This is a genomic window from Segatella intestinalis (assembly GCF_029348455.1).
Lineage (GTDB): Bacteria > Bacteroidota > Bacteroidia > Bacteroidales > Bacteroidaceae > Prevotella.
The window spans coordinates 13593-35210 of record NZ_JARJVV010000018.1 but is presented as its reverse complement, the minus strand read 5'-3'; the positions used below and the strand labels follow the sequence as shown (position 1 = coordinate 35210).

The following is a 21618-nucleotide window of genomic DNA, read 5'->3' as shown; positions in this document are numbered from 1 at the left end:
GTGGCTGAAACAAAGTACATCTTCGTTACCGGTGGTGTGGTTTCTTCCTTAGGTAAAGGTATCATATCATCATCCATCGGAAAGCTTCTGCAAGCCAGGGGCTACAACATTACAATTCAAAAGTTTGACCCATACATCAACATCGATCCGGGCACACTCAATCCATACGAGCATGGTGAGTGCTATGTGACGGTAGATGGAATGGAAACGGATCTTGACCTCGGTCATTACGAAAGATTCACGGGCATCCAGACAACAAAGGCCAACTCGCTCACTACAGGACGTATCTACAAGGCTGTTATCGACAAGGAACGACGTGGCGACTATCTTGGCAAAACCATACAGGTAGTTCCTCACATCACCAACGAGATAAAACGCAATGTAAAATTGCTGGGGCAGAAGTATCACTACGACTTTGTCATCACAGAGATTGGTGGCACTATAGGCGACATAGAGAGTGCTCCATATATGGAAGCCATCCGACAGTTGAAATGGGAATTGGGCAAGAATGCTCTCAATGTGCACCTTACCTACGTGCCCTACCTGAAAGCAGCTGGCGAGTTGAAGACCAAGCCTACCCAACACTCCGTCAAGGAACTGCAGAGCGTAGGTATTCAACCCGACATCTTGATTCTCCGCACAGAGAAACATCTCGAAGAGGGCATACTGAAGAAAGTGGCAAGTTTCTGTAATGTGGATATCGACTGCGTTATCCAGAGTGAAGACCTGCCAAGTATCTATGAGGTACCTGTCAACATGCAGAACCAGGGACTCGATACCGCCATCCTTCGCAAGATGGATGAGCCGATAGGCGAAAAGCCTGCATTAGGTCCTTGGAAAGCATTCCTCGACCGACGCAACAACGCCACAGAGGTTGTCAATATTGGTTTGGTGGGTAAATACGACTTGCAGGACGCCTACAAGAGTATTCGCGAAAGCCTTTCTCATGCAGGAACCTACAATGACCACAAGGTGAATATCACATTCATCAATTCAGAATATCTGACAGAAGACAATGTGGCAGAACGACTGAAAGGTCAGGACGGTATAGTCATCTGCCCGGGATTCGGTCAGCGAGGAATAGAGGGCAAGATAATAGCTGCTCACTATACCCGCACCCACGACATTCCCACCTTCGGCATTTGCTTAGGCATGCAGATGATTGTCATCGAGTTTGCCCGCAATGTCCTGGGTTACAAAGACGCAAACTCTCGAGAAATGGACGAGAAGACTCCACACAATGTCATCGACATCATGGAGGAGCAGAAGAACATATCAAATATGGGTGGCACCATGCGATTGGGAGCATACGAGTGTGTGCTGAAACAAGGTTCGCGCGTGTTCAATATCTATAAGAAAGAACACATACAGGAACGTCATCGCCATCGCTATGAGTTCAACAACAATTTCCAGCAGGAGTTTGAGAAGCATGGCATGATGTGCGTGGGACGAAATCCCGAAAGCGACTTGGTAGAAATCGTAGAGATTCCAGGCCTGAAGTGGTACATCGGTACTCAGTATCATCCAGAATACCAGAGCACCGTGCTGAAGCCACACCCACTGTTTATGGACTTCGTCAAAACAGCAATTGAAAACAAAAAATAAATATGAACAAAAACAACATTATCGGTTTCCTCCTGATAGCCCTTGTACTGATTGGGTTCAGTTGGTACTCACAGCCTTCTGCCGAAGAGCAGAGAGCAGCATTCGTTCAGGACTCCATCGCTAAGGCAAAACACGCCGAGATGGAAAAAGCTAACAAGGCTGCGGCGCTGCAGCGACAGGCTGAAGCTAAAGCCAAGGTTGAGGCTGACTCAACAGCCCTCTTCTACTCGGCTTTGAAGGGCAAGTCTCAGAAAATCGTTTTGAGTAACGAGAAAGTTGAGCTGACCCTCAACACCAAGGGTGGTACTGTCGAGAAGGCTGTAGTAAAGGGTTATGTGGGTCACGACCTCAAGGTGAAAGACGGCTCAAAAGACAAGAAGGACGTAACTCTCTTCGATGGCAACGACCAGAGCCTCAAGTTCATGCTCGAGGCTAAGGAAGCCAACATTATCACAAGTGACCTTTACTTTACTCCATCAAATGTCACAAAGACATCTGTCACCATGACAGCAGAGGCTGTTCCGGGCAAGACTCTCACTATGACTTATACATTGGGCAAGGACTACATGCTCCACATGAGCCTTCAAGCACAGGGCATGGCTGGATTGTTCTCACCTAATTATAGCAAGATGGATGTTGACTGGAGCGACAAGGCCCGTCAACAGGAGCGCGGCTTCATGTTCGAGAACCGTTACACTACCCTCACCTATCACGATGTAGAGGGAGGTACCGACCATCTGAACGAGACAAGCGAGAAAATCGACGAGAAAATCGAAGAAACCATCGACTGGGTGTCTTTCAAGAACCAGTTCTTCTCTGCCATCATGATATCCAAGGACAACTTCGACAAGGATGCCTTCATGACTTCTATCCCTCAGGAGAAGGGCTCCGGCTATCTGAAGCAGTTCCAGGCTAAGATGAAGACCGCTTTTGACCCAACAGGAAAGAAGGCTTCTGAGTTTGAGTTCTACTTCGGACCTAACGACTTCCAGATTCTGAAGAATACAGAGAAGGAAAGCACCTTCGGCAAGGACCTGGAGTTCCAGAAGCTTGTTTATCTGGGATGGCCTATCGTCCGCTGGATTAACCGTTTCTTCACAATCTATGTATTCGACTGGTTGAGTAAGATCTTCCCTATGGGTATCGTGTTGATTCTCATTACCCTGCTCCTCAAGCTCATCACCTACCCTATGGTAAAGAAGAGCTACATGAGTTCTGCCAAGATGCGCGTACTCAAACCAAAACTCGAAGCTGCTACCGCTCAGTATAATAAGCCTGAGGATCAGATGCAGAAGCAGCAGGCTATGATGGCTGAATATGCCAAATATGGTGTAAGCCCATTATCTGGTTGTATCCCTATGCTGATTCAGTTGCCTGTTTGGGTTGCAATGTTCAACTTTGTGCCAAATGCTATTCAGCTTCGTGGTGAGAAGTTCCTGTGGATGAGTGATCTGAGTACCTACGACCCCATCATCGAGTGGAACACCAACATTTGGTTGATAGGCGATCACTTGAGCCTTACCTGTATCCTCTTCTGTGTAGCCAACCTCCTCTACTCTTGGATGACCATGCGCCAGCAGCGCGACCAGATGGTAGGCCAGCAGGCTGATCAAATGAAGATGATGCAGTGGATGATGCTCATCATGCCTCTGATGTTCTTCTTTATGTTCAACGACTACTCATCTGGTTTGAACTTCTACTACTTCATCTCTCTGTTCTTCAGTGCAGCCATCATGTGGACCCTACGCAAGACCACCAACGACGAGAAGCTCCTTGCTATCCTCGAGAAACGTTATCAGGAGAACAAGAGCAATCCTAAGAAGGCAAGCGGATTGATGGCAAGAATGCAGGCTCTGCAGGAATTGCAGCAAAAACAGCAAGCTGAACTTGCACGTAAGCAAGCAGAATTGAACGAGAAGAAAAAGAACCTCGGAAAATAAAGAAACTTACAACGCATAACAAATGATTGTTTGTATCGCATAGGGGTGTTACACCTTATTATATATATATACCTTATTATATATATAGGCAAACTTCATTAAACAAGAAAGAGTGTAATGAATCACTTCACGAAGTATTCATTACACTCTTTTTTTAGACATAAATAAACAAACATCTACGATATTAACCTTTATTCCATTTCATAAAAACACCACTAAATTGAAAAACAGCAAAAGCCATATAACACTAACAATCAATACCTTACATATTCACAACCGCTTATTTTCACCACTTAATGATTTAATCAACAAACATTTTGTTACTTTTTTTATTACTTTTGCATGAGCAAACATAGCACTGTCCACAAAGACAAAAGCTATAAAAAAGAGATATACACAAAATCAAATAACAAAAACTTAAATTTATGAGAAAAGCAAAAAGTAATGCGAGGTTGCGAGGATTAGCATCTACAGCACTCGTTCTATTAATCTCGGCTACTGCCTGGGGTCAAAAGATGAAGATTACTGGCACTGTAATCGACAACACCAATGAACCCATTATTGGAGCTTCTGTTCTTGAAAATGGAACGCAAAATGGTGTAGCCACCGATTTGGATGGACATTTTACCATCGAAGTACAACAAGGTGCCAAACTCAAGATTTCTTATATTGGCTATAAGAATAAAGAAGTAAAGGCTTCAAATGGCATCAAAATCACACTTGAGGAGGAAGCTAACATGCTAAATGAAGTAGTTGCCATCGGTTATGGCTCAGTGAAGCGTAAAGATGTTACTACTGCTGTTTCAAGCGTGTCGGCGAAGGATCTTTCTACACGTCCTATTGTATCTGCAGCTGCTGGTATGCAGGGTAAAGCAGCAGGTCTACAAATTTCACAAGCCAATGGTCAGCCAGGTGCTTCCCCCACCATACGTGTGCGTGGTACTACATCATTGAATGGTAGCAACGACCCACTCTATGTGGTAGATGGTGTGCCTATGACCAATATTGATTTCTTGGCTGCTGATGATATTGACAATATCCAAGTATTAAAAGATGCATCTTCAGCTGCCATCTATGGTTCTCGAGCTGCTAATGGAGTTATCATTATCGGAACCAAGCAGGGAAAAACAGGTGTGGCAAAAATCAGCTTGAATGCACACTATGCGTTTAATACTGTACGCGATAATCAAGAATCACTCAATGCTGCACAGTATAAAGAATTGATGGATGAGATTGGTATGGTAAAACTCCCTGAAGGTTTGAAAGACATGACCGACTGGAAAGACGAGGTTTTCCGCACTGGAAACGTACAGGACTACCAGGTCTCTATCACTAATGGAACAGAAAAAATGAGATACTTCATCTCTGGTGGTTACACGGGTGAAAATGGTGTCATCAAGAAATCAAGTTACAAGCGTTACAATTTCCGCGCATCTGTTGAAAACGACATTCGTAAGTGGCTGCGCCTCAATGCAAGCGTAACCTATTCTGACTATACCAACAAGGGTACAGGTATTATTTCTGGTACGGGTTCTAACCGTGGCGGTGTAGTTACGGCTATCGTCAATACGCCTACTTACGCTCCTGTATGGAATCCTGAGAATCCAAATCAATTTTACAACAACTTCTATGGCGTAAATATCACTTCACCTGCTGAGAATATAGCCCGAACGCAGAACAACAAATCTGCATACAATCGTTTGTTGGCTACAGGAAAAGCAACAGTTACCTTCATGCCTGAGTTGACGTACAACCTGTCTTTGTCTTTCGATCGCACACAAGGCACAACAACCAACTTCCTCGACCCTATCTCTACAACCATTGGTCGTCAGGAATTTGGAACAGGCTATGATGGACGTAATATCAGCAGTGTTATCGTATGGGACAATGTGGTGAATTACAAAAAAACATTGGGTAAACATAACTTTGATGCCATGGCAGGTAGTTCATGGACTCAAAGCAAGTGGAGCCAAAACTATATCAATGGTAGCAACTATGCGAATGAAAACTTCCCTACTCTGAATGCTGCCAACAAGATTTCCTGGACAGGAACAGGCTCTTCTGCTGCTGATTGGGCTATCTTCTCTACCTTCGCTCGTTTACAATACAACTGGAACGACACCTATATGGTAACAGCCAATATGCGTGCTGATGGTTCTTCCAAGTTAGCTCCTCACCATCGTTGGGGTTATTTCCCATCTTTCTCTGGAGCTTGGCGTGTGAGCAATGAGAAATTCATGAAGGATATCAAGTGGATAGACGACTTGAAGATTCGTGGTGGCTGGGGACAGACTGGTAACCAGAGTGGCTTGGGCGACTATAGTTATTTGGCAAGATACAATATCAATCGTGTACAATGGTTTGGTGAGGGCAATGACGCCAACGCTATACCTACATTCTCACAAGGCAACTTGAGCAACCCTGAGTTGACATGGGAAACAACAACACAGACTAACATCGGACTCGACCTGACTGTATTAGGAAACCGCTTGACTTTCTATGCCGATTACTATTACAAGAAGACCAAGGATATGCTGATGAACATCACCCTTCCTGCAGGAAGTGCAGCTGCAACAAGTCTTACCTATAATGGCGGTTCGATGAGCAATAAGGGTTGGGAATTTGCCTTCTCCTCAAAGAACTTGATTGGAACATTTAAGTGGAACACCGACTTTAACATCTCATTCAATAAAAACAAGTTGGAAAGTCTGGCTCTAACGCAAGTATATTATGATGCTAAAACCACCGACTATGTCAACGAACCAGTTGTACGCAACACTCCCGGCATGCCTTTAGGCAGTTTCTGGGGATATATAGCAGAAGGGGTTGATCCTGAAACTGGTGACATGAAGTACAAGGACGTAACTGGCGACGGACTCGTTTCTGCAAGTGATCGTACCTATATCGGTGACCCTAACCCTGACTTCACTTTCGGTATGACCAACACCTTCTCATATAAAGGTTTGAATCTCAGTATTCTTATCCAGGGAAGTTATGGAAACGACATCTATAATGTCTCCCGAATGGAAACAGAAGGAATGTATGATGGCAAGAACCAAAGCACCAAAGTATTGGCACGCTGGAGAATTCCAGGACAAATCACCAACGTACCTAAAGCTAAGTGGGACATCCGTAACTCTACCTACTTCGTAGAGGATGGCAGTTATATTCGCTTAAAAGATATCTCCCTCTCTTACGATGTTCCACGCAAACTGATCTCACGCTTCGGACTGACTCGTTTGCAGCCATACGTATCAGCTACCAACCTGATTACCCTTACCGATTATTCTGGTATGGATCCAGAGGTCAATCAGTATGGTAATAGTGGTAGTGTACAAGGCATCGACTGGGGCACATACCCTCTCAACAAAAGCATAGTATTAGGTGTAAAAGTTGAATTCTAAAAATCATGACAACAATGAAAACATATAATAAAATCAAGACTTTAGCGCTCGGTAGCTTAACCATGATATCATTGGCAAGTTGCTCACTCGACTATGAGCCTATATCCGATCCTTCAGAAATAACACAGGGCACCCAGACTGAAACATCCACAGCTGTTTTAAAGGATAAGGCTGCCGCAGAAGCACAACTCAAGTCTCTCTATGAGTTGTTCCGCAACCGCCAGGAGCACACCCATCTCGATTATCTCTTGATAGGCGACTCTCATAGTGATAATGCGTATGCTGGTACTACAGGAGCCGAGGTGGTGCCTTACGAAACCAACTCTATAGATGCCAGTAACTCTGTTTTGAGCCGAGACTGGAATCGATACTTAGAGGATATCGCTCAAGCCAATGTGCTCATCAATGGCGTAGAACAACTGAAGGAAAGTGGCCAAATCTCAGATACAGAATATCATTCCTATAAGGCTCAAGGAGAAATTTTCCGTGCATTGATGATGTTCCGAATGGCACGTCTTTGGGGCTCATTCCCTGTTATTACAACCATTGCAAAAACAATCACCTCTGATAACATCAATGAGGTATACCCTACTTACTATCCTCCTCGTAAATCACCCAAGGAGTGCTATGAACAGATTATTGCCGACTTGACAGATGCTGAAAAATATGCTCCTGACAATGATAATTCTGACCGCACCAAGATGACCAAGACTGTAGCTCAAGCTATGCTTGCCAAGGTCTACGCCGAAAAGGAAGTACAAGATTACGATAAAGTAATAACCTACGCTGATAAGGTAATCAAGACAACAGGTGTAGAACTTGAAGATAGTTATGAAACTCTCTGGGGATACGATGAGACAACCAAGGATTGCCTGAAACGTAATACCAAAGAAGGTATTTTGGAGGTTCATTGGACAACAGGTAGCGGAAACTGGGAAACATGGATGTACGGACGCCAGTTGGACAACTGGGATTACTATTTCACATGGGCAAAGTGGATTACTCCTTCGCGCGACATCATCAACGATTTTGAAAAAGAAGGCGATGAAATACGCAAGAATCAGGCTATAGTATATTATGCATGTACATGGAGCAACTATTATCCAGCCTCCAACTACCCATTCATGTATAAGTTGCGTTCTTCCTACAGCAACATTTATTGGATTCGACTCGCTGACATTATCCTCATGAAGGCAGAGGCGGAAGCCTATAAGGGCAACCTTGACGAGAGTGCGAAACTCGTAAACCAGATTCGTAAACGTGCCAAACTGAAGGAACTGACTTCTGATAAGACAAACAGCAAGGAAGCTATGATAGAAGCCGTGCTTCACGAACGCCGTTTAGAGCTTGCCTTTGAGGGAGAGCGTTGGTTCGATCTATGCCGCAACAACAAAGTAGAAAAATATCTCAATGGTATTGATAATCGTGATAAAGGCCGCATCAAACAAGTTAAACTGTTTGACAGTAACTCTTACCTGTTGCCTATACCACAGACGGCTCTCGACCAGAACACTAACCTGGAACAAAACCCTGGTTACTAATCACAATCTCAAAATGTGAAGATAAAATTATTTCAAATATAAAAAACTCAACTTTCGCAAAAGGGGAAGTTAAAGAATTTAAAGAAGTTAGAGAAGTTAAAGCCATATGCTTTATAACTAAATATACAACAAAAAAGGCTATTGGCTATAACTTCTAACGACCGAAGGGAGTGATAACTTCTTTAACTACTATAACTTCCGTACATGCGAAACTTCAATAAAAAAAAACTATTCATATGAAATACCATAACCATAAAATTATGATGTTTATCTGCGCCACAGCATTTTCTGTGACAGCATGCAGCAATAGTAATTCATTCTCAGATTCTATTGATTTTGAGACTCCAAGCGAAGCTCCCAACCCTATACCTACACAAGGAACTGCCAAGACTTTTACCACAACAGCCGATGGCACATATTCCTTGGCAGAGGGAGAAGCCAAACTTTTTGATGGTGTATCTATGGCGCCAACAACCATCGAAATAGACAAAAATAAGAAATTCCAGACTATCGATGGTTTCGGATATGCCATCACCTACTCTTCTTGCTACAATCTCATGAAGATGAATCCTGAGGCTCGCCTGGCTCTCTTAAAGCGCATTTACTCCACTACAGAGGGATATGGCGTTAGTTACGCTCGCATCTCATTAGGCTGCAACGATTTCTCAAGTACTGAATATACTTATTGCGATAAAAAGGGAAGCGAGAACGATCCTATCAGTAATTTCGAACTTTATAGCGATGAGAACAACTATGTGATTCCTATATTAAAGGAAATCTTGTCTATCAACCCAAGTTTAAAAATCATAGCAGCACCATGGACTTGTCCTAAATGGATGAAGGTTGCTGACATCAATACCAAGACTCCAAAGGACTCCTGGACTGACGGACACCTCAACCCTGATTACCGTGAGACCTACGCCAAGTATTTTGTGAAGTTCATCAAGGTAATGAAAGAAAAGGGTATCAATATCTATGCTGTAAGTCCTCAAAATGAACCATTGAACAAGGCCAACTGCGCTTCTCTATATATGCCATGGCAGGAAGAAGCTCCTTTCGTAAAGGCTTTGGCTACCGAGTTCAAGAGAAGTGGTCTTACAACCAAGATATATGTCTACGACCATAATTACAATTACGACAAAATAGCAGACCAAGAAGATTATCCTATTAAACTCTACAATGCTATCGGTGACAATTTTGAAGGTTCCGAGTTGGTTGTTGGAGCTGCATATCATGACTATGGTGGCAACAACAGTGAATTGACAGATATCCATAACCAACGCCCCGACAAGGAACTTATCTTCTCAGAAACAAGTATAGGTACATGGAATAATGGACGCGACTTAAGCAAACGTCTGATGGCAGATATGAAGAATGTAGCACTCGCTACTGTCAATCAAAACTGCAAGGCCGTACTCGTTTGGAACTTGATGCTCGACAACAAAATGGGTCCCAATCTTGATGGTGGATGCCAAACTTGCTATGGCGCCATCGACATCAATCAGAATGGGTACAAACAGTTGAGCTATAATTCTCATTATTACATCATCAACCACATGGCAAGCGTGGTGGCCCCTGGTGCTGTTCGTATCGGTACTACTTCACGTACCATTAATGACAGCAAGATAACTCATGCAGAATTTTTGAATCCAGACGGAAGCCTTGCTGCTGTTATCATCAACGAGGGAGATGAGACAAAATCTATCAATCTAAGCGATGGCATCCATAACTTTACATGCAATGTACCTGCTAATGGTGTTATTTCGTGCAAATGGAATAAATAATGAATGTCATTTTAGTAATTAATCAACAATAGATACAACCATTATGAAACATATCAAATATTATATCATAGCATTGCTCGCTCTACCACTAATGGCAGCTTGCAGTGAAGACGACTACAATGCTCCAACACCTACTGGAAATCCAGTGATGAGCTATAGCGCTCCTACTACAGCAGTATGGATGGGCGAAGAGGTAGAAGTGAAAGTAAACTGTAAGGATGAGGCGGGCGTAGCTCTCTCTACCTTGAAAGCCAACTTGCTTTTCAGCGGTCAGAGTGTAGACGCAACAACTATCCGTACCAAGGAGCCGGGTGAATATCTTGTCAAGCTCAAAGTACCTTACGTTCAGAGCATTCCTGATGGCAAGGTTGATATACAACTCACTTTGCAAAATGTGTCGACAAAGGCAAATACTGAGACGTTATCATTCGACATCAAGCGTCCTCACTTTACAAACTTGCAATTTGTCTGTGCTGACGGAACCAAGTATGACATGACCGAAGTTGGCAATTTCATGTATCAGACTGTTCTTCCCAACACCAAAAAGACCTTTAAGGGATATTTCGCTACCAAGGATGGCAAGTTCGTGTTTGGTTCAAGTACAGGAAAGGACATCAATTTGGGCGAAACCAACAACTTCAACTTCTCGTCAGAGAATACTGATCATGTAGTCGTTACTTTCGATGCCAAGAACTATACTGCAGGACCTACAGATGTTTTACCTATCACCATGCTCGATTTTGCCGATTCTGATGCAGGTAAGACTTGGGTGGGAGATATTAAACAAGGTGCTACCTGTAATCTTACTATCAATGGCAACAATTTACCAGACGATTGGTTCTACGACAATGATTGGTTCCAAAAAGAAGAAGATGGTACCTACACCTTCAAGGCCATCACAGGCAGATACACCGTACAGGCTGACTTCACTCATAAGTCTTTCCGCATCTGGACAATGAATGGAAACGAGCCTATGGCATTGAACGCTGATGGTACTGGCGCTATTTGGATAATAGGAAACGAAGGAATCAACAAACCTACTTGGGACGCTGTAAATCATGGTTGGTGGACTGGCACCGATTCTGATGTCTGTCTCACTCCTATCAAGGATAAGGTATATCAGGTTACACTCACCATAGGCAAGCAACTCAGAGCTACAGACATAAACTTCAAATTCTTTGGTCAGGCCAACTGGGGTATTGAGTTCAAGGGTAAGGATAACAGCCATCTCATCTCAACTGAGAGCGAGGTATTCGGCATCGGTGACGGTAACGGTAACGACGACGGCAATGTTTATCTGAAAGATGGAGTAGAACTGAAGGATGGCGAGACATACGTATTTACAGTTGACTTGACTGCCGGTGTAGACAAGGCAGTTCTCAAAGTAGAAAAGAAATAAAAAAACGTGACTTGTAAACCCATCTAAAAGAAATTAAAAGTAGATTTAGGTTTAGTACTGAATAATATATGTATTTTGATTGGTTGAAGGCTGTTCCAAGTGATTGGGACAGCCTTTTTCGTAATGAACTTATCACGTAGATGTCATTTACTGAAGTTTCACATGTACGGAAGTTGAATTATAAAAAGAAAAAACATGCCAAACATTTGGCATTATCCACTAAAAAACTTATCTTTGCATTTGAATGTTCGCTTACGCAGTAGAACTGGCTTAATTTAAATCTATTTTAATCTTACAACAAACAAAACATAATGAAAAAGATACTATCTTTGGTATATATATTGTGCTTCTCTGCACTAACTTCAAGTTTTGCTCAGAATAAAAACATAAAAGACTTATACGAGCAACTTGATCAGGCTATCAAACAATCACAATACTATATCAACCAAAAAGAAAGCCGCATCACTAAAATCAAAAAACAGAGCCGGCAAGGACATACACCCCAACAACTCCTAACCGCATATTACAAACTATACGAAGAATACAAAGCATACCAAAGCGACTCTTCTATTTATTATATTCACCAAGCCATCGACTTGGCAAAAAGAAACAACATGAAGAGCGACATTACCAAGTTGAGAAGCTTACTTGCTTTACAATATTCAACATCAGGAGCTTTCACGGAGGCACTTCATGTTCTACAAAGTATCGATAAAAAAACTTTGAATAACTCTAACAAGAAAGACTATTACATAGCCTTTTATCACGTCTATGGCGAACTGGGCTTTTCAAATATACACATTGACACTGACCTAAGTCAAGAATTCTACAGAAAACAAAACTGTTGTCGTGATACATTATTTTCAATATTATCCCCTAACAGCGAGGATTACCTCATGAGAAAGGAGGTCTTGCTAACCAGCCAGAATAAGTTGAAAGAAGCTCTTAAAATTAACGACATCCGATTAAGCAAGTGCAAGAAAGGAAGTCACGAATATGGAATTGTGGCCTACTATCGCTACTTAATATACCGCTCGCTGAAAGACGAGGACATGGTAAAATACTGGCTACTACAATCTGCTATATGTGATGTAAAATGTGCCATCAACGACCAAGCTTCACTCTGGATTCTTGCAGAGATACTCAGCAAGGAAAAAGATGTGGAACGCTCATACAAATACATCAACTTTTCGTGGAACGCCAACAAGAGATTCTGTACTCGCATACGCAGTTGGCAGATATCTCCAGTGCTTGGCACCATAGACCACAACTATCAGGCAGAACTCAAAAAGGCCAACCATCGTCTCATCTTTGCCATTATATGTGTGAGTCTTTTGGTCATTGCATTGGCTTTATTGACATTCTATGTCAACAAGCAGAAATCGTATCTGTCGAAAGCAAGAAACGAACTGAAGAAAACCAATACTCAATTAGAAGAACTCAACAACAAACTATCTTCCACCAATGGTATGCTAAAAGCATCCAACGACAAACTCAATGAGTCGAATGGGGTTAAGGAAGAATATATAGGCCAGTTCCTGGGGGCTTGTTCACACTACATCGATAAACTGGACAAAATGCGCCTCAATGTCAATAAGATGCTAAAAAACAAACAGTACAACGAACTCTACTCTATGACTAAGAGTTCAGAGGTCAAGGAGCAAGAACTTGAAGAACTATACGCCAATTTCGACAAGGTATTCCTAAACCTCTTCCCCAACTTCGTGGAGGATTTGAATGGACTGCTGAAGGAAGAATACCAAATTCATCTATCCTCCCCTAACAAACTCTCAGCCATAGTAAGAGTATTTGCACTCATTCGTCTGGGCATCGACGATAGTACAAAGATTGCAGAATTCCTACACTATGCAGTCAACACCATATATAATTATAGGGCAAAACTACGCAATGGCGCAATCAATGACAGAAATGAGTTTGAGAAAAAAGTCAGAGAATTAGGAACGCTGATGAAACATCAAGAGCCAGAGGAATAGAAGGAAATCGAGCATGAATAGAGATTGATTTCAAATTATATCTTCATGTTACTTGTTCTTATGGAATTCCCAAAAAGCAATAATATTTCATAGTTTACTCCCGAAAAGGTATGCTACTGCACTCACAGACCACATACATCAAAAACAGAATATAAATAAAACAGAATAAGAAATGAAGAAAATATTATTATCATTATTGACAGCCATCAGTTTTGGAACTACAGACTGCTCTGCACAATCGAACAGTATTGACACATTGGTTCCACAAGCCTTTATCAAACAGGCTAAAGCCGATACAACATCCATTATTCTCGATGTACGCACACCCGAAGAATACAAAGAAGAGCATTTGGCTGGAGCCCAGCAACTCGACTTCCTCAATACATCGGTCTTCGATGCTGGAATCAAATTGCTCGACAAGTCGCACACCTATTATGTATACTGCCGAAGCGGCAAGCGCAGCCATCATGCCTGTATGAAAATGCAGAAGCAGGGCTTAAAAGTATTTGATATGGAGGGTGGAATACTCAACTGGAAAAAGTTAGGAATGCCTACAACTAAGGAATAAGTTTCCTCAAAAAATGGAATTAACACGTTATATAATGTGAGATAACTACTTCTATTAAATTCCACAAAGACTTCAATAGGCGCCTACTATTCTATAACGAAAAAGCCTGAGAAAATGTCAAGCATCATGCAAGCATATTTCTCAGGCTTTTTTATCTTTACTTTGTTAAGTGCTATTTCTTCAGTACGGGCTCGCAAGTGATATTGACACCGAGTTTCTTAAAGATACGCTGGTCTACATCACTCAACATCACAGTGCAGTGAGCCTGACATCCACGAAGTTTAGGCAACTGCTCCAAAGCTTTTCGGCAATTCTCATCATTCTCAGAGAGAACAGAGAGGGCTACAAGAACCTCATCTGTATGAAGACGAGGATTGCGACCGCCGAGATAACTGATCTTCGTATGCTGAATAGGCTCAATCATAGACTGAGGAATCAGTTTCAGATTGTGATCAATACCAGCCAAATGTTTCATGACATTCAACAACAAGGCGGCACTACAACCTAACAGCTCACTACTATGACCGCAGATGATGGTGCCATCCTCCAACTCAATAGCCGACGAAGTATGTCCCGTCTCCTTCTTATGATTCTTAGCAGCAACAGTCACCTTACGGTAATCTGTAGAAATCTTAGCCTGATTGAAAAGCATCTGTATCTTGGCAATTTCTTCCTCATTACAAGCACCCAGAGCCAACTTGTTGGTAGCAGCATAATAGCGACGAACGATTTCATCCTTCGAAGCCTCGCAGCAAGCCTCATCATCAGAAATACAGAAACCTACCATATTCACACCCATATCCGTAGGAGACTTGTATGGATTAGAACCATAGATACCCTCGAAGAGAGCATTGAGTACAGGATAAATCTCAACATCACGATTATAGTTGATAGCAATCTTATTATATGCCTCCAGATGGAAAGGGTCGATCATGTTGACATCATTGAGATCGGCAGTAGCTGCCTCGTATGCAATATTCACCGGATGCTTCAATGGAAGATTCCAAACTGGGAAAGTCTCAAACTTGGCATATCCTGCACGCACACCACGCTTGTTCTCATTATACAACTGGCTGAGGCAAACAGCCATTTTGCCACTACCAGGACCAGGAGCTGTCACGATAACCAGAGGGCGCTCAGTTTCTACATAATCATTCTTTCCGAAACCGTCATCAGAAGCAATCAGGTTGACATCATGAGGATAGCCCTCGATGAGATAATGACAGTAGGTTTTGATACCATCACGTTCCAAGCGCTGCTTGAAAGCTGTAGCAGCAGGCTGACCGTTGTAATGAGTAATCACAACAGAACCCACCATAAAGCCACGGTTTTGGAACTCGCCACGAAGACGGAGAACATCCTCATCATAAGTGATACCCAAGTCGGCACGCTTTTTATTCTTCTCAATGTCTGCAGCACTAATCACGATAACAATTTCAATGCTATCGCTGATTTTCTGAAACATACGGAGCTTACTATCTGGCTGGAAACCAGGCAATACGCGACTTGCATGATGGTCATCGAAAAGCTTTCCTCCTAATTCCAGATAGAGCTTTCCGTCAAACTGTGAGATTCTATCCTTGATATGCTCGGATTGAATCTTCAGATACTTCTCGTTATCGAATCCTATCTTCATATTCTTTTTACTGATATAACTAATTCTCTATTGATTGAACAAATCGAGTGCAAAAGTACAAAAAACTATCGAAATATCAAAAAAAAATTGTACCTTTGCACACAAAAAAGTAAAAAACAACAAGAATGATGAACGGAATTTATACAATTCTTCTATTGGTATTGAGCAACATATTCATGACGCTGGCATGGTATGGGCATCTCAAACTTCAGCAGACAGGTATAAGTAGCCATTGGCCACTCATTGGAGTTATCGTCTTCAGTTGGGCCATAGCCTTCTTTGAATATTGCTGTCAGGTACCCGCCAACCGTATCGGTTTTGTAGATAACGGAGGTCCTTTCAACCTCGTACAGCTCAAGGTCATACAGGAATGCGTTTCTCTCATCATCTTTGCAATCATCGCTAATATCCTCTTTCAGGGACAAGGTCTGCACTGGAATCATGCTGCTGCATTTATCTGCCTCATCGCTGCAGTTTATTTTGTATTCATGAAATAGAATAAACAACAGATTATCAAGGTGCTACAAGATATCTATTAAAGGAATGCAAAGAGGATAATGAGCTTCATTGAGGAATGTAAATATAGAAATACAACATTAAAAATATAACCGACAATGGAAAAGAAATTACGTACAGCTTCCATCTGTGTACAGGGAGGCTATCAGCCAAAGAATGGTGAGCCTATTGAAGTGCCTATCATTCAGAGTACAACATTTAAGTATGACAATTCTGAAGAGATGGCTATGCTCTTCGATCTTAAGAAAGAAGGATATTTCTATACCCGTCTCCAGAACCCTACCAATGATGCTGTAGCGCAGAAAATAGCACAGCTTGAAGGTGGCGTGGGAGCTGTGCTAACAAGTAGTGGTCAGGCTGCCAACTTCTATGCCGTTTTCAATATCTGCGAAGCTGGCGACCATATCGTGACTTCCAATGAGATTTATGGTGGCACCTTCAATCTCTTCGGTGTAACACTCAAGAAACTCGGCATAGAATGTACATTCGTCAATCCTAACGATAGCGAGGAAGAAATCCAGAAAGCATTCCGTCCTAACACCAAGGTTGTCTTCGGCGAAACCATCAGCAACCCTGGATGTGCCGTTCTTGATATCGAGAAGTTTGCCCGCATCGCCCACAAAAATGGTGTTCCGCTGATTGTTGACAACACTTTTGCCACTCCTATCAATTGCCGTCCTTTTGAATGGGGAGCTGACATCGTAACTCATTCTACCACCAAGTATATGGATGGAACTGCATCTCAGGTGGGTGGTGTAGTAGTAGATAGTGGTAACTTCGACTGGATGGCGAATGCAGAAAAGTTCCCTGGTCTTTGTACACCAGATGACAGCTATCACGGTTTGACATACGTGAAGGCATTTGGCAAGATGGGTTATACCACTAAACTTGTAGCCCAACTGATGCGCGATCTCGGTAGTATCCCTGCCCCAATGAACTCATTCATCCTCAACCTGGGTTTGCAGAGTCTGCATCTGCGTATGCGCCAGCACTGTGAGAATGCTCAAAAGGTGGCAGAATTTCTGCACAACGACCCTCGCGTAGCTTGGGTTCATTACAGTGGACTGAAAGACGATACCTATTACGAACTTGCTCAGAAATACATGCCAAATGGTACCTGCGGTGTCATCGCCTTTGGTTTGAAGGGTGACCGTGAAACAGCTATCAAGTTCATGGATTCGCTCGATATGATCAACATCGTGACCCACGTAGCGGATGCCCGCACCTGCGTACTCCATCCAGCCAGTCATACCCACCGCCAATTGACAGATGAGCAGTTGAAAGAAGCTGGTGTAGCTCCAGACTTGATCCGTCTCTCAGTAGGTATCGAGGATGTCGAGGATATTCTGGATGATATCAAGCAGGCTTTAGACAAGATATAATATAAGGATAGCCCTCGACCGTAAAAATAGAGGTCTTTATCATTTATTAAATAAAGGTGTATCAACAGCCAAAAGACTTTTGATACACCTTTTTTACCTAACCATACAAAACTTTATCTGTAAAAACACCAACAGTCTGCCAAGAGATGGTGAAAAAAATAGTAATATTTGAGCCGCATATATTGATATGGTACATTTTTCACTCAAATCGTACCGGTTGTTTTTACCGTCACTAAACATAGCAACATTATTTTCCTTGCAATAATATCCTTTTAGTACAATATTACAAAATCTTTAGCGAAAACATATAATTTCTTTGTGAAAAATATTGTGTTTTGAAAACTTTTTGTAATTTTGTAGCGGACTTGGTGAAAACCATCTCCAGACATATTAGAAATGATAAGAAGCGTTATGCTTATCTTGTGATGATGGAAACCTAGGAAATTTGCATCTTTAGCACAATGGATAGCATAGTGGTTCTCACGCATAGCGTGGGCTGCTATTACACATTCGTGCTAAAAGGTTTTCCTAGGACCTCCATCTCAGAACGTGGCATAGTCAGTACCACGCTTCACGTTTAATTAGAGGTTCATCCGAAGTGCTGGGATGTTCAAGATTTCTATAAAATGAATGATATTCTAAAAGATCCAGATACAATAGAAAAGATAAAAGAACTTATCTCGGCAAACTTGCGGGAAGATGGGTGGGCAGAGATGGCACATATCGGTGCCTTATTGAGTGCAAACAATATCAATCTTAAGGCTAATGGCTATAAGGTTAAGGCATATTTTGAAGACCTTAATCAAGAATTTGAAGTATCTATAGACAACAAAACAAATTTACCATTAGTTAAGGTTAGACAACATCTGGAAAGAAAAGTTGACCAAATGAAGAACAATAACAATAAGGAGAAAAAAGACATACTACATTTGACAAAATGGGCTAACATCAATCAGAAAGCCTCGATTGAAACTTTAAGTTGTTTGGCTATTCCAGAAAGATGGTCTTATAAAACAGAAAATAAGAATTATCCCAAACCGATTTTGGCAAAATATTTAAAATGGACTTTTGTAAAGTTGCACCGTGAAGATAAAATCTTATTTTCGAATGATTATGCAGCATTTAACACAGGACTTGTTGACAAGTTCTATAGACCTATTTACGCTGTTTTTGACAAGAATAAGATTCCCAATAAGCAACCGTGGTATTTTGTTGGATTTTGTGTTGCAGGAAGTAGCGATATAGCAAGCCGAATATTGACAAATAATTTCTCAGTTTTGCCACAAAGGGCATCCTATATAAATAGCTACGATGATGTTATGTATGATTACACATTACCTGTAGATGTAAATTGGAATCATATCGTTTTAGAAAATATTGCCAGACTTCCATATGCCTTAATTGAGCAAATCTGCTCTGGTGCTTTTGGCATTAAAGATACTGAAAACTTATCTAATGAGGAAAAAGAAGCATACCTATCAGATTTGAAAATGTTCTTAGAAAAAGATCCAATGCGTTTGTCAGTCATTTCTGGTATTATGAATATGGCAGTAGAAAGAGCAAAGTTACGTGTAGAATGGAATTACAAAACTGCAATACCAGTTTATTACCCTACAGATGACAAAGTGCATTTAATACTACCACTTTCTTTAAATATGAACGAACCTGAGGAAATCTCTTTGGCGTTAGTTATGACAAAGACACCTGCTCATAGATATAGAGCCGTTACAATATTCACTTTGGACATGGCATATAGCAATGCAAGACTTATAACCAAGCCATCAAGTGATTGGTTAATAGCAGAAACCATCAATATGAAATAAAATATAAGCAAAAAAGTAATAAATATGGAACAAGTCTCATATAAATTTATCAGTAATGAAAAGGTACAAATTTGTATACCTTTAGAAGGACGTTTGAAACTGATTGATGCAGAAACTGTGGTGTCCCCAGATGGAGACCGTTGTGTCGTTTATGACAACTATGTTGTTTCATTAAAACAGATGTGGCAAAATGCGACTGATATAGATTTCTATTTAGAAAAAATTCAGCAAGCTTATGATTGTCTTACTGATGGGCTTTCTAAGATTGACACATTAAAAAAGATGATAAGTATTCATGTTGCAAAATTTGGGAGAGTTATTGATTCAGACCTTATGATGATGGCTTCAGCTGTTGCAAAAGTTCAATATGCTATTACAGGTTCTTATCACATCGAGAATGTAGTAACCGATGCATTGAACGTTGCAAAGATGTCCTTTCTTGGGGACTTGTTTATAACAATTTACCACAGAACACCTGTTGGGATTCAACCATCAATAGTTCCAGCTTCAGAATATTTTGGATAAAGAAACAAGTTAAATAATTGATAAACTTAATAGCTTTATGAATTCTATTTATAAGAAGAACTTTATTTTCAAAGCCAATCGCTTTGAAGAGTACTCTAATGGAGTATGCACCAATAAAGGTGCCGTGAACACAACTATCGTTGCTAAAGTATTAGATGACTCTACTATTGGTATGGGATTATTGGACGAAGTTCCTGCTAATCTCAACACAAGATTTGGACTTCCTATCTTTGGCATTCAGAATGGAGATGTATTGGAAGATAGAATACAATACGGGCGCATCCCAGACTCGTTCAGTTGGAATGATCCAAACGAGCCCTTGGTATGTAACATTTTCAACAATATGACTTGCATTAGATTTGCCATGTTGACACCTCTCAGAATAGTAGAATTTCATGGACAATTTATAGATATACAATAAAATTAAACACATGGACAAATTGCTTTCAAATAATAGTATTGCCAGCCTTCTTCAACAAAATGGAGAAATGGATACAGAAGTTAATGTCTATTCCATTACTTTCAAACAAGCAATGACTCTTATAGGTTTTATTCCTTACAATGAGTTAGACACACTTGACTTTTACAAACCTCAAATAAATATAAATAGTGAAGTTATCTTTACTCCATATCGAATAAAATTCCCTATGTTTGAAATGACTTACCCTGTTATGAAGAAGATTCGATTAGCAGAAGAGGGAGAGGAATGTTTGATTCAAAGGAAACTATTTACTCCGTTTGGTAATAAAGGCTTTATTGGCTATTATCATAATGTAGAAAGAGATGATTATCCTGAAGACAAGAGAAAGAAAGTCTTAGAATATACAACGGGAGATCTGCTTAGACAGGTGAAGACTTCTCCTTATTATACCCCTAATAGGCTAAGTGTTAATGAGGACGGTCTTCTTGTCTACAATCTATCACCAGAAGAATTTGTGTTGTCAAGGACTTTTGGTCGTTATACGGTTATAAGTAATCGTTATTTGTGTTTGTGCGCATATACGAATAGCATAACAGGACTTCCTTGTTATTCGTTGTTCGACCCTGAGGATATTTACAAAACAGAAGATACAAATAAAAAAGATGAATAGCTCTAATCGTTATTTTTCTGATATAGGTGATACATTCGGCTTTGGCAAACATAGAAATCAGCTTCTGTGTGATGTCATGGCCGATGACCCAACTTATTTAATATGGTGTGTAAATAATATCGACAATTTCGGAATGAGTCTGCAAGCGTTAGAACAAATAAAGTTATTATTTCCAAATTTTGCAATAACAGACACAGTTATGCAACATGTTGGAATGGATTATGAATTTCAAGACACTTCCGATTATGTAGACGATTCTGATTGGCAGGAATGGGAAGAAGAACCAGCTACTTATGAACGGTATGGAGGTTCTTATGCGCAAGATGAAATGGGTTACTCTGATGATGATATAGACACTATCTTTGATGGAGATCCGAGTGCCTATTGGAATATTGATTAAACTTTTTTAT

Annotated in this window: 16 protein-coding genes; 15 read left to right on the top strand and 1 reads right to left on the bottom strand. The window is 41.1% G+C overall.

The window, feature by feature from the left end; all coding sequences use genetic code 11:
• The 8 genes from pyrG to P3T48_RS11910 all read left to right on the top strand — a co-directional run bounded on the left by pyrG (position 1) and on the right by P3T48_RS11910 (position 14235).
• Positions 1-1605 carry a CTP synthase gene (gene pyrG / locus P3T48_RS11945; RefSeq protein ID WP_022253116.1) on the top strand — a complete coding sequence of 535 codons (1605 nt, stop codon included), beginning with the start codon at positions 1-3 and terminating at the stop codon, positions 1603-1605.
• 2 nt (positions 1606-1607) lie between these two features.
• Complete coding sequence (gene yidC, locus P3T48_RS11940) at positions 1608-3545, top strand: membrane protein insertase YidC (RefSeq protein ID WP_276506847.1); 1938 nt, start codon at positions 1608-1610, stop codon at positions 3543-3545.
• Between the two features lie 425 nt (positions 3546-3970).
• Positions 3971-6949: a SusC/RagA family TonB-linked outer membrane protein gene (locus P3T48_RS11935; protein ID WP_276506846.1), complete on the top strand. Its 2979-nt coding sequence runs from the start codon at positions 3971-3973 to the stop codon at positions 6947-6949.
• A gap of 14 nt (positions 6950-6963) precedes the next feature.
• Positions 6964-8490, top strand: a complete 1527-nt coding sequence (locus tag P3T48_RS11930) for a RagB/SusD family nutrient uptake outer membrane protein (protein WP_276506860.1) — start codon at positions 6964-6966, stop codon at positions 8488-8490.
• Positions 8491-8750: 260 nt separating this feature from the next.
• Positions 8751-10274, top strand: coding sequence for an endo-1,6-beta-glucanase (locus P3T48_RS11925; RefSeq protein ID WP_276506845.1), 1524 nt, complete (start codon positions 8751-8753; stop codon positions 10272-10274).
• Positions 10275-10317: 43 nt separating this feature from the next.
• The gene (locus P3T48_RS11920; RefSeq protein ID WP_276506844.1) at positions 10318-11673 is read left to right on the top strand and encodes a DUF5121 domain-containing protein; all 1356 of its coding nucleotides are present in this window, start codon (positions 10318-10320) and stop codon (positions 11671-11673) included.
• Positions 11674-11984: 311 nt separating this feature from the next.
• The gene (gene susR, locus P3T48_RS11915) at positions 11985-13667 is read left to right on the top strand and encodes a SusR family glycan utilization regulator (protein WP_504182842.1); all 1683 of its coding nucleotides are present in this window, start codon (positions 11985-11987) and stop codon (positions 13665-13667) included.
• A gap of 172 nt (positions 13668-13839) precedes the next feature.
• The gene (locus tag P3T48_RS11910) at positions 13840-14235 is read left to right on the top strand and encodes a rhodanese-like domain-containing protein (RefSeq protein ID WP_276506842.1); all 396 of its coding nucleotides are present in this window, start codon (positions 13840-13842) and stop codon (positions 14233-14235) included.
• Between the two features lie 172 nt (positions 14236-14407).
• Here the strand turns inward: P3T48_RS11910 and P3T48_RS11905 are convergent, their stop codons facing one another.
• Complete coding sequence (locus P3T48_RS11905; protein WP_276506841.1) at positions 14408-15871, bottom strand: DUF1846 domain-containing protein; 1464 nt, start codon at positions 15869-15871, stop codon at positions 14408-14410.
• A 128-nt stretch (positions 15872-15999) separates the two neighbouring features.
• Here P3T48_RS11905 and P3T48_RS11900 point away from each other — a divergent pair, with 128 nt between their 5' ends.
• The 7 genes from P3T48_RS11900 to P3T48_RS11870 all read left to right on the top strand — a co-directional run bounded on the left by P3T48_RS11900 (position 16000) and on the right by P3T48_RS11870 (position 21608).
• Entirely contained in the window at positions 16000-16368 is a 369-nt protein-coding gene (locus tag P3T48_RS11900) for a DMT family protein (protein WP_276506859.1), read from the top strand.
• A gap of 117 nt (positions 16369-16485) precedes the next feature.
• Positions 16486-17769: an O-acetylhomoserine aminocarboxypropyltransferase/cysteine synthase family protein gene (locus tag P3T48_RS11895; RefSeq protein ID WP_134844423.1), complete on the top strand. Its 1284-nt coding sequence runs from the start codon at positions 16486-16488 to the stop codon at positions 17767-17769.
• A 626-nt stretch (positions 17770-18395) separates the two neighbouring features.
• Positions 18396-19592: a DUF3825 domain-containing protein gene (locus P3T48_RS11890; protein WP_276506840.1), complete on the top strand. Its 1197-nt coding sequence runs from the start codon at positions 18396-18398 to the stop codon at positions 19590-19592.
• 24 nt (positions 19593-19616) lie between these two features.
• Positions 19617-20117: a hypothetical protein gene (locus tag P3T48_RS11885; RefSeq protein WP_276506839.1), complete on the top strand. Its 501-nt coding sequence runs from the start codon at positions 19617-19619 to the stop codon at positions 20115-20117.
• A 37-nt stretch (positions 20118-20154) separates the two neighbouring features.
• A complete protein-coding gene (locus P3T48_RS11880; protein WP_276506838.1) occupies positions 20155-20538 on the top strand; it encodes a hypothetical protein in 384 nt (127 codons plus the stop codon).
• Positions 20539-20548: 10 nt separating this feature from the next.
• Positions 20549-21208, top strand: coding sequence for a hypothetical protein (locus tag P3T48_RS11875; RefSeq protein ID WP_276506837.1), 660 nt, complete (start codon positions 20549-20551; stop codon positions 21206-21208).
• Positions 21201-21608 carry an exodeoxyribonuclease X C-terminal domain-containing protein gene (locus P3T48_RS11870; protein WP_276506836.1) on the top strand — a complete coding sequence of 136 codons (408 nt, stop codon included), beginning with the start codon at positions 21201-21203 and terminating at the stop codon, positions 21606-21608. Before P3T48_RS11875 ends, P3T48_RS11870 begins: the two co-directional genes overlap by 8 nt.
• The last annotated feature ends 10 nt before the right edge of the window (positions 21609-21618 follow it).

Bases quoted from the DNA above. Each gene is read 5' to 3' on its own strand.
- yidC (WP_276506847.1), top strand. From the start codon at position 1,608: ATGAACAAAAACAACATTATCGGTTTCCTCCTGATAGCCCTTGTACTG.
- P3T48_RS11935 (WP_276506846.1), top strand. From the start codon at position 3,971: ATGAGAAAAGCAAAAAGTAATGCGAGGTTGCGAGGATTAGCATCTACA.
- P3T48_RS11930 (WP_276506860.1), top strand. From the start codon at position 6,964: ATGAAAACATATAATAAAATCAAGACTTTAGCGCTCGGTAGCTTAACC.
- P3T48_RS11925 (WP_276506845.1), top strand. From the start codon at position 8,751: ATGATGTTTATCTGCGCCACAGCATTTTCTGTGACAGCATGCAGCAAT.
- P3T48_RS11920 (WP_276506844.1), top strand. From the start codon at position 10,318: ATGAAACATATCAAATATTATATCATAGCATTGCTCGCTCTACCACTA.
- susR (WP_504182842.1), top strand. From the start codon at position 11,985: ATGAAAAAGATACTATCTTTGGTATATATATTGTGCTTCTCTGCACTA.
- P3T48_RS11910 (WP_276506842.1), top strand. From the start codon at position 13,840: ATGAAGAAAATATTATTATCATTATTGACAGCCATCAGTTTTGGAACT.
- P3T48_RS11905 (WP_276506841.1), bottom strand. From the start codon at position 15,871: ATGAAGATAGGATTCGATAACGAGAAGTATCTGAAGATTCAATCCGAG.
- P3T48_RS11900 (WP_276506859.1), top strand. From the start codon at position 16,000: ATGAACGGAATTTATACAATTCTTCTATTGGTATTGAGCAACATATTC.
- P3T48_RS11895 (WP_134844423.1), top strand. From the start codon at position 16,486: ATGGAAAAGAAATTACGTACAGCTTCCATCTGTGTACAGGGAGGCTAT.
- P3T48_RS11890 (WP_276506840.1), top strand. From the start codon at position 18,396: ATGAATGATATTCTAAAAGATCCAGATACAATAGAAAAGATAAAAGAA.
- P3T48_RS11885 (WP_276506839.1), top strand. From the start codon at position 19,617: ATGGAACAAGTCTCATATAAATTTATCAGTAATGAAAAGGTACAAATT.
- P3T48_RS11880 (WP_276506838.1), top strand. From the start codon at position 20,155: ATGAATTCTATTTATAAGAAGAACTTTATTTTCAAAGCCAATCGCTTT.
- P3T48_RS11875 (WP_276506837.1), top strand. From the start codon at position 20,549: ATGGACAAATTGCTTTCAAATAATAGTATTGCCAGCCTTCTTCAACAA.
- P3T48_RS11870 (WP_276506836.1), top strand. From the start codon at position 21,201: ATGAATAGCTCTAATCGTTATTTTTCTGATATAGGTGATACATTCGGC.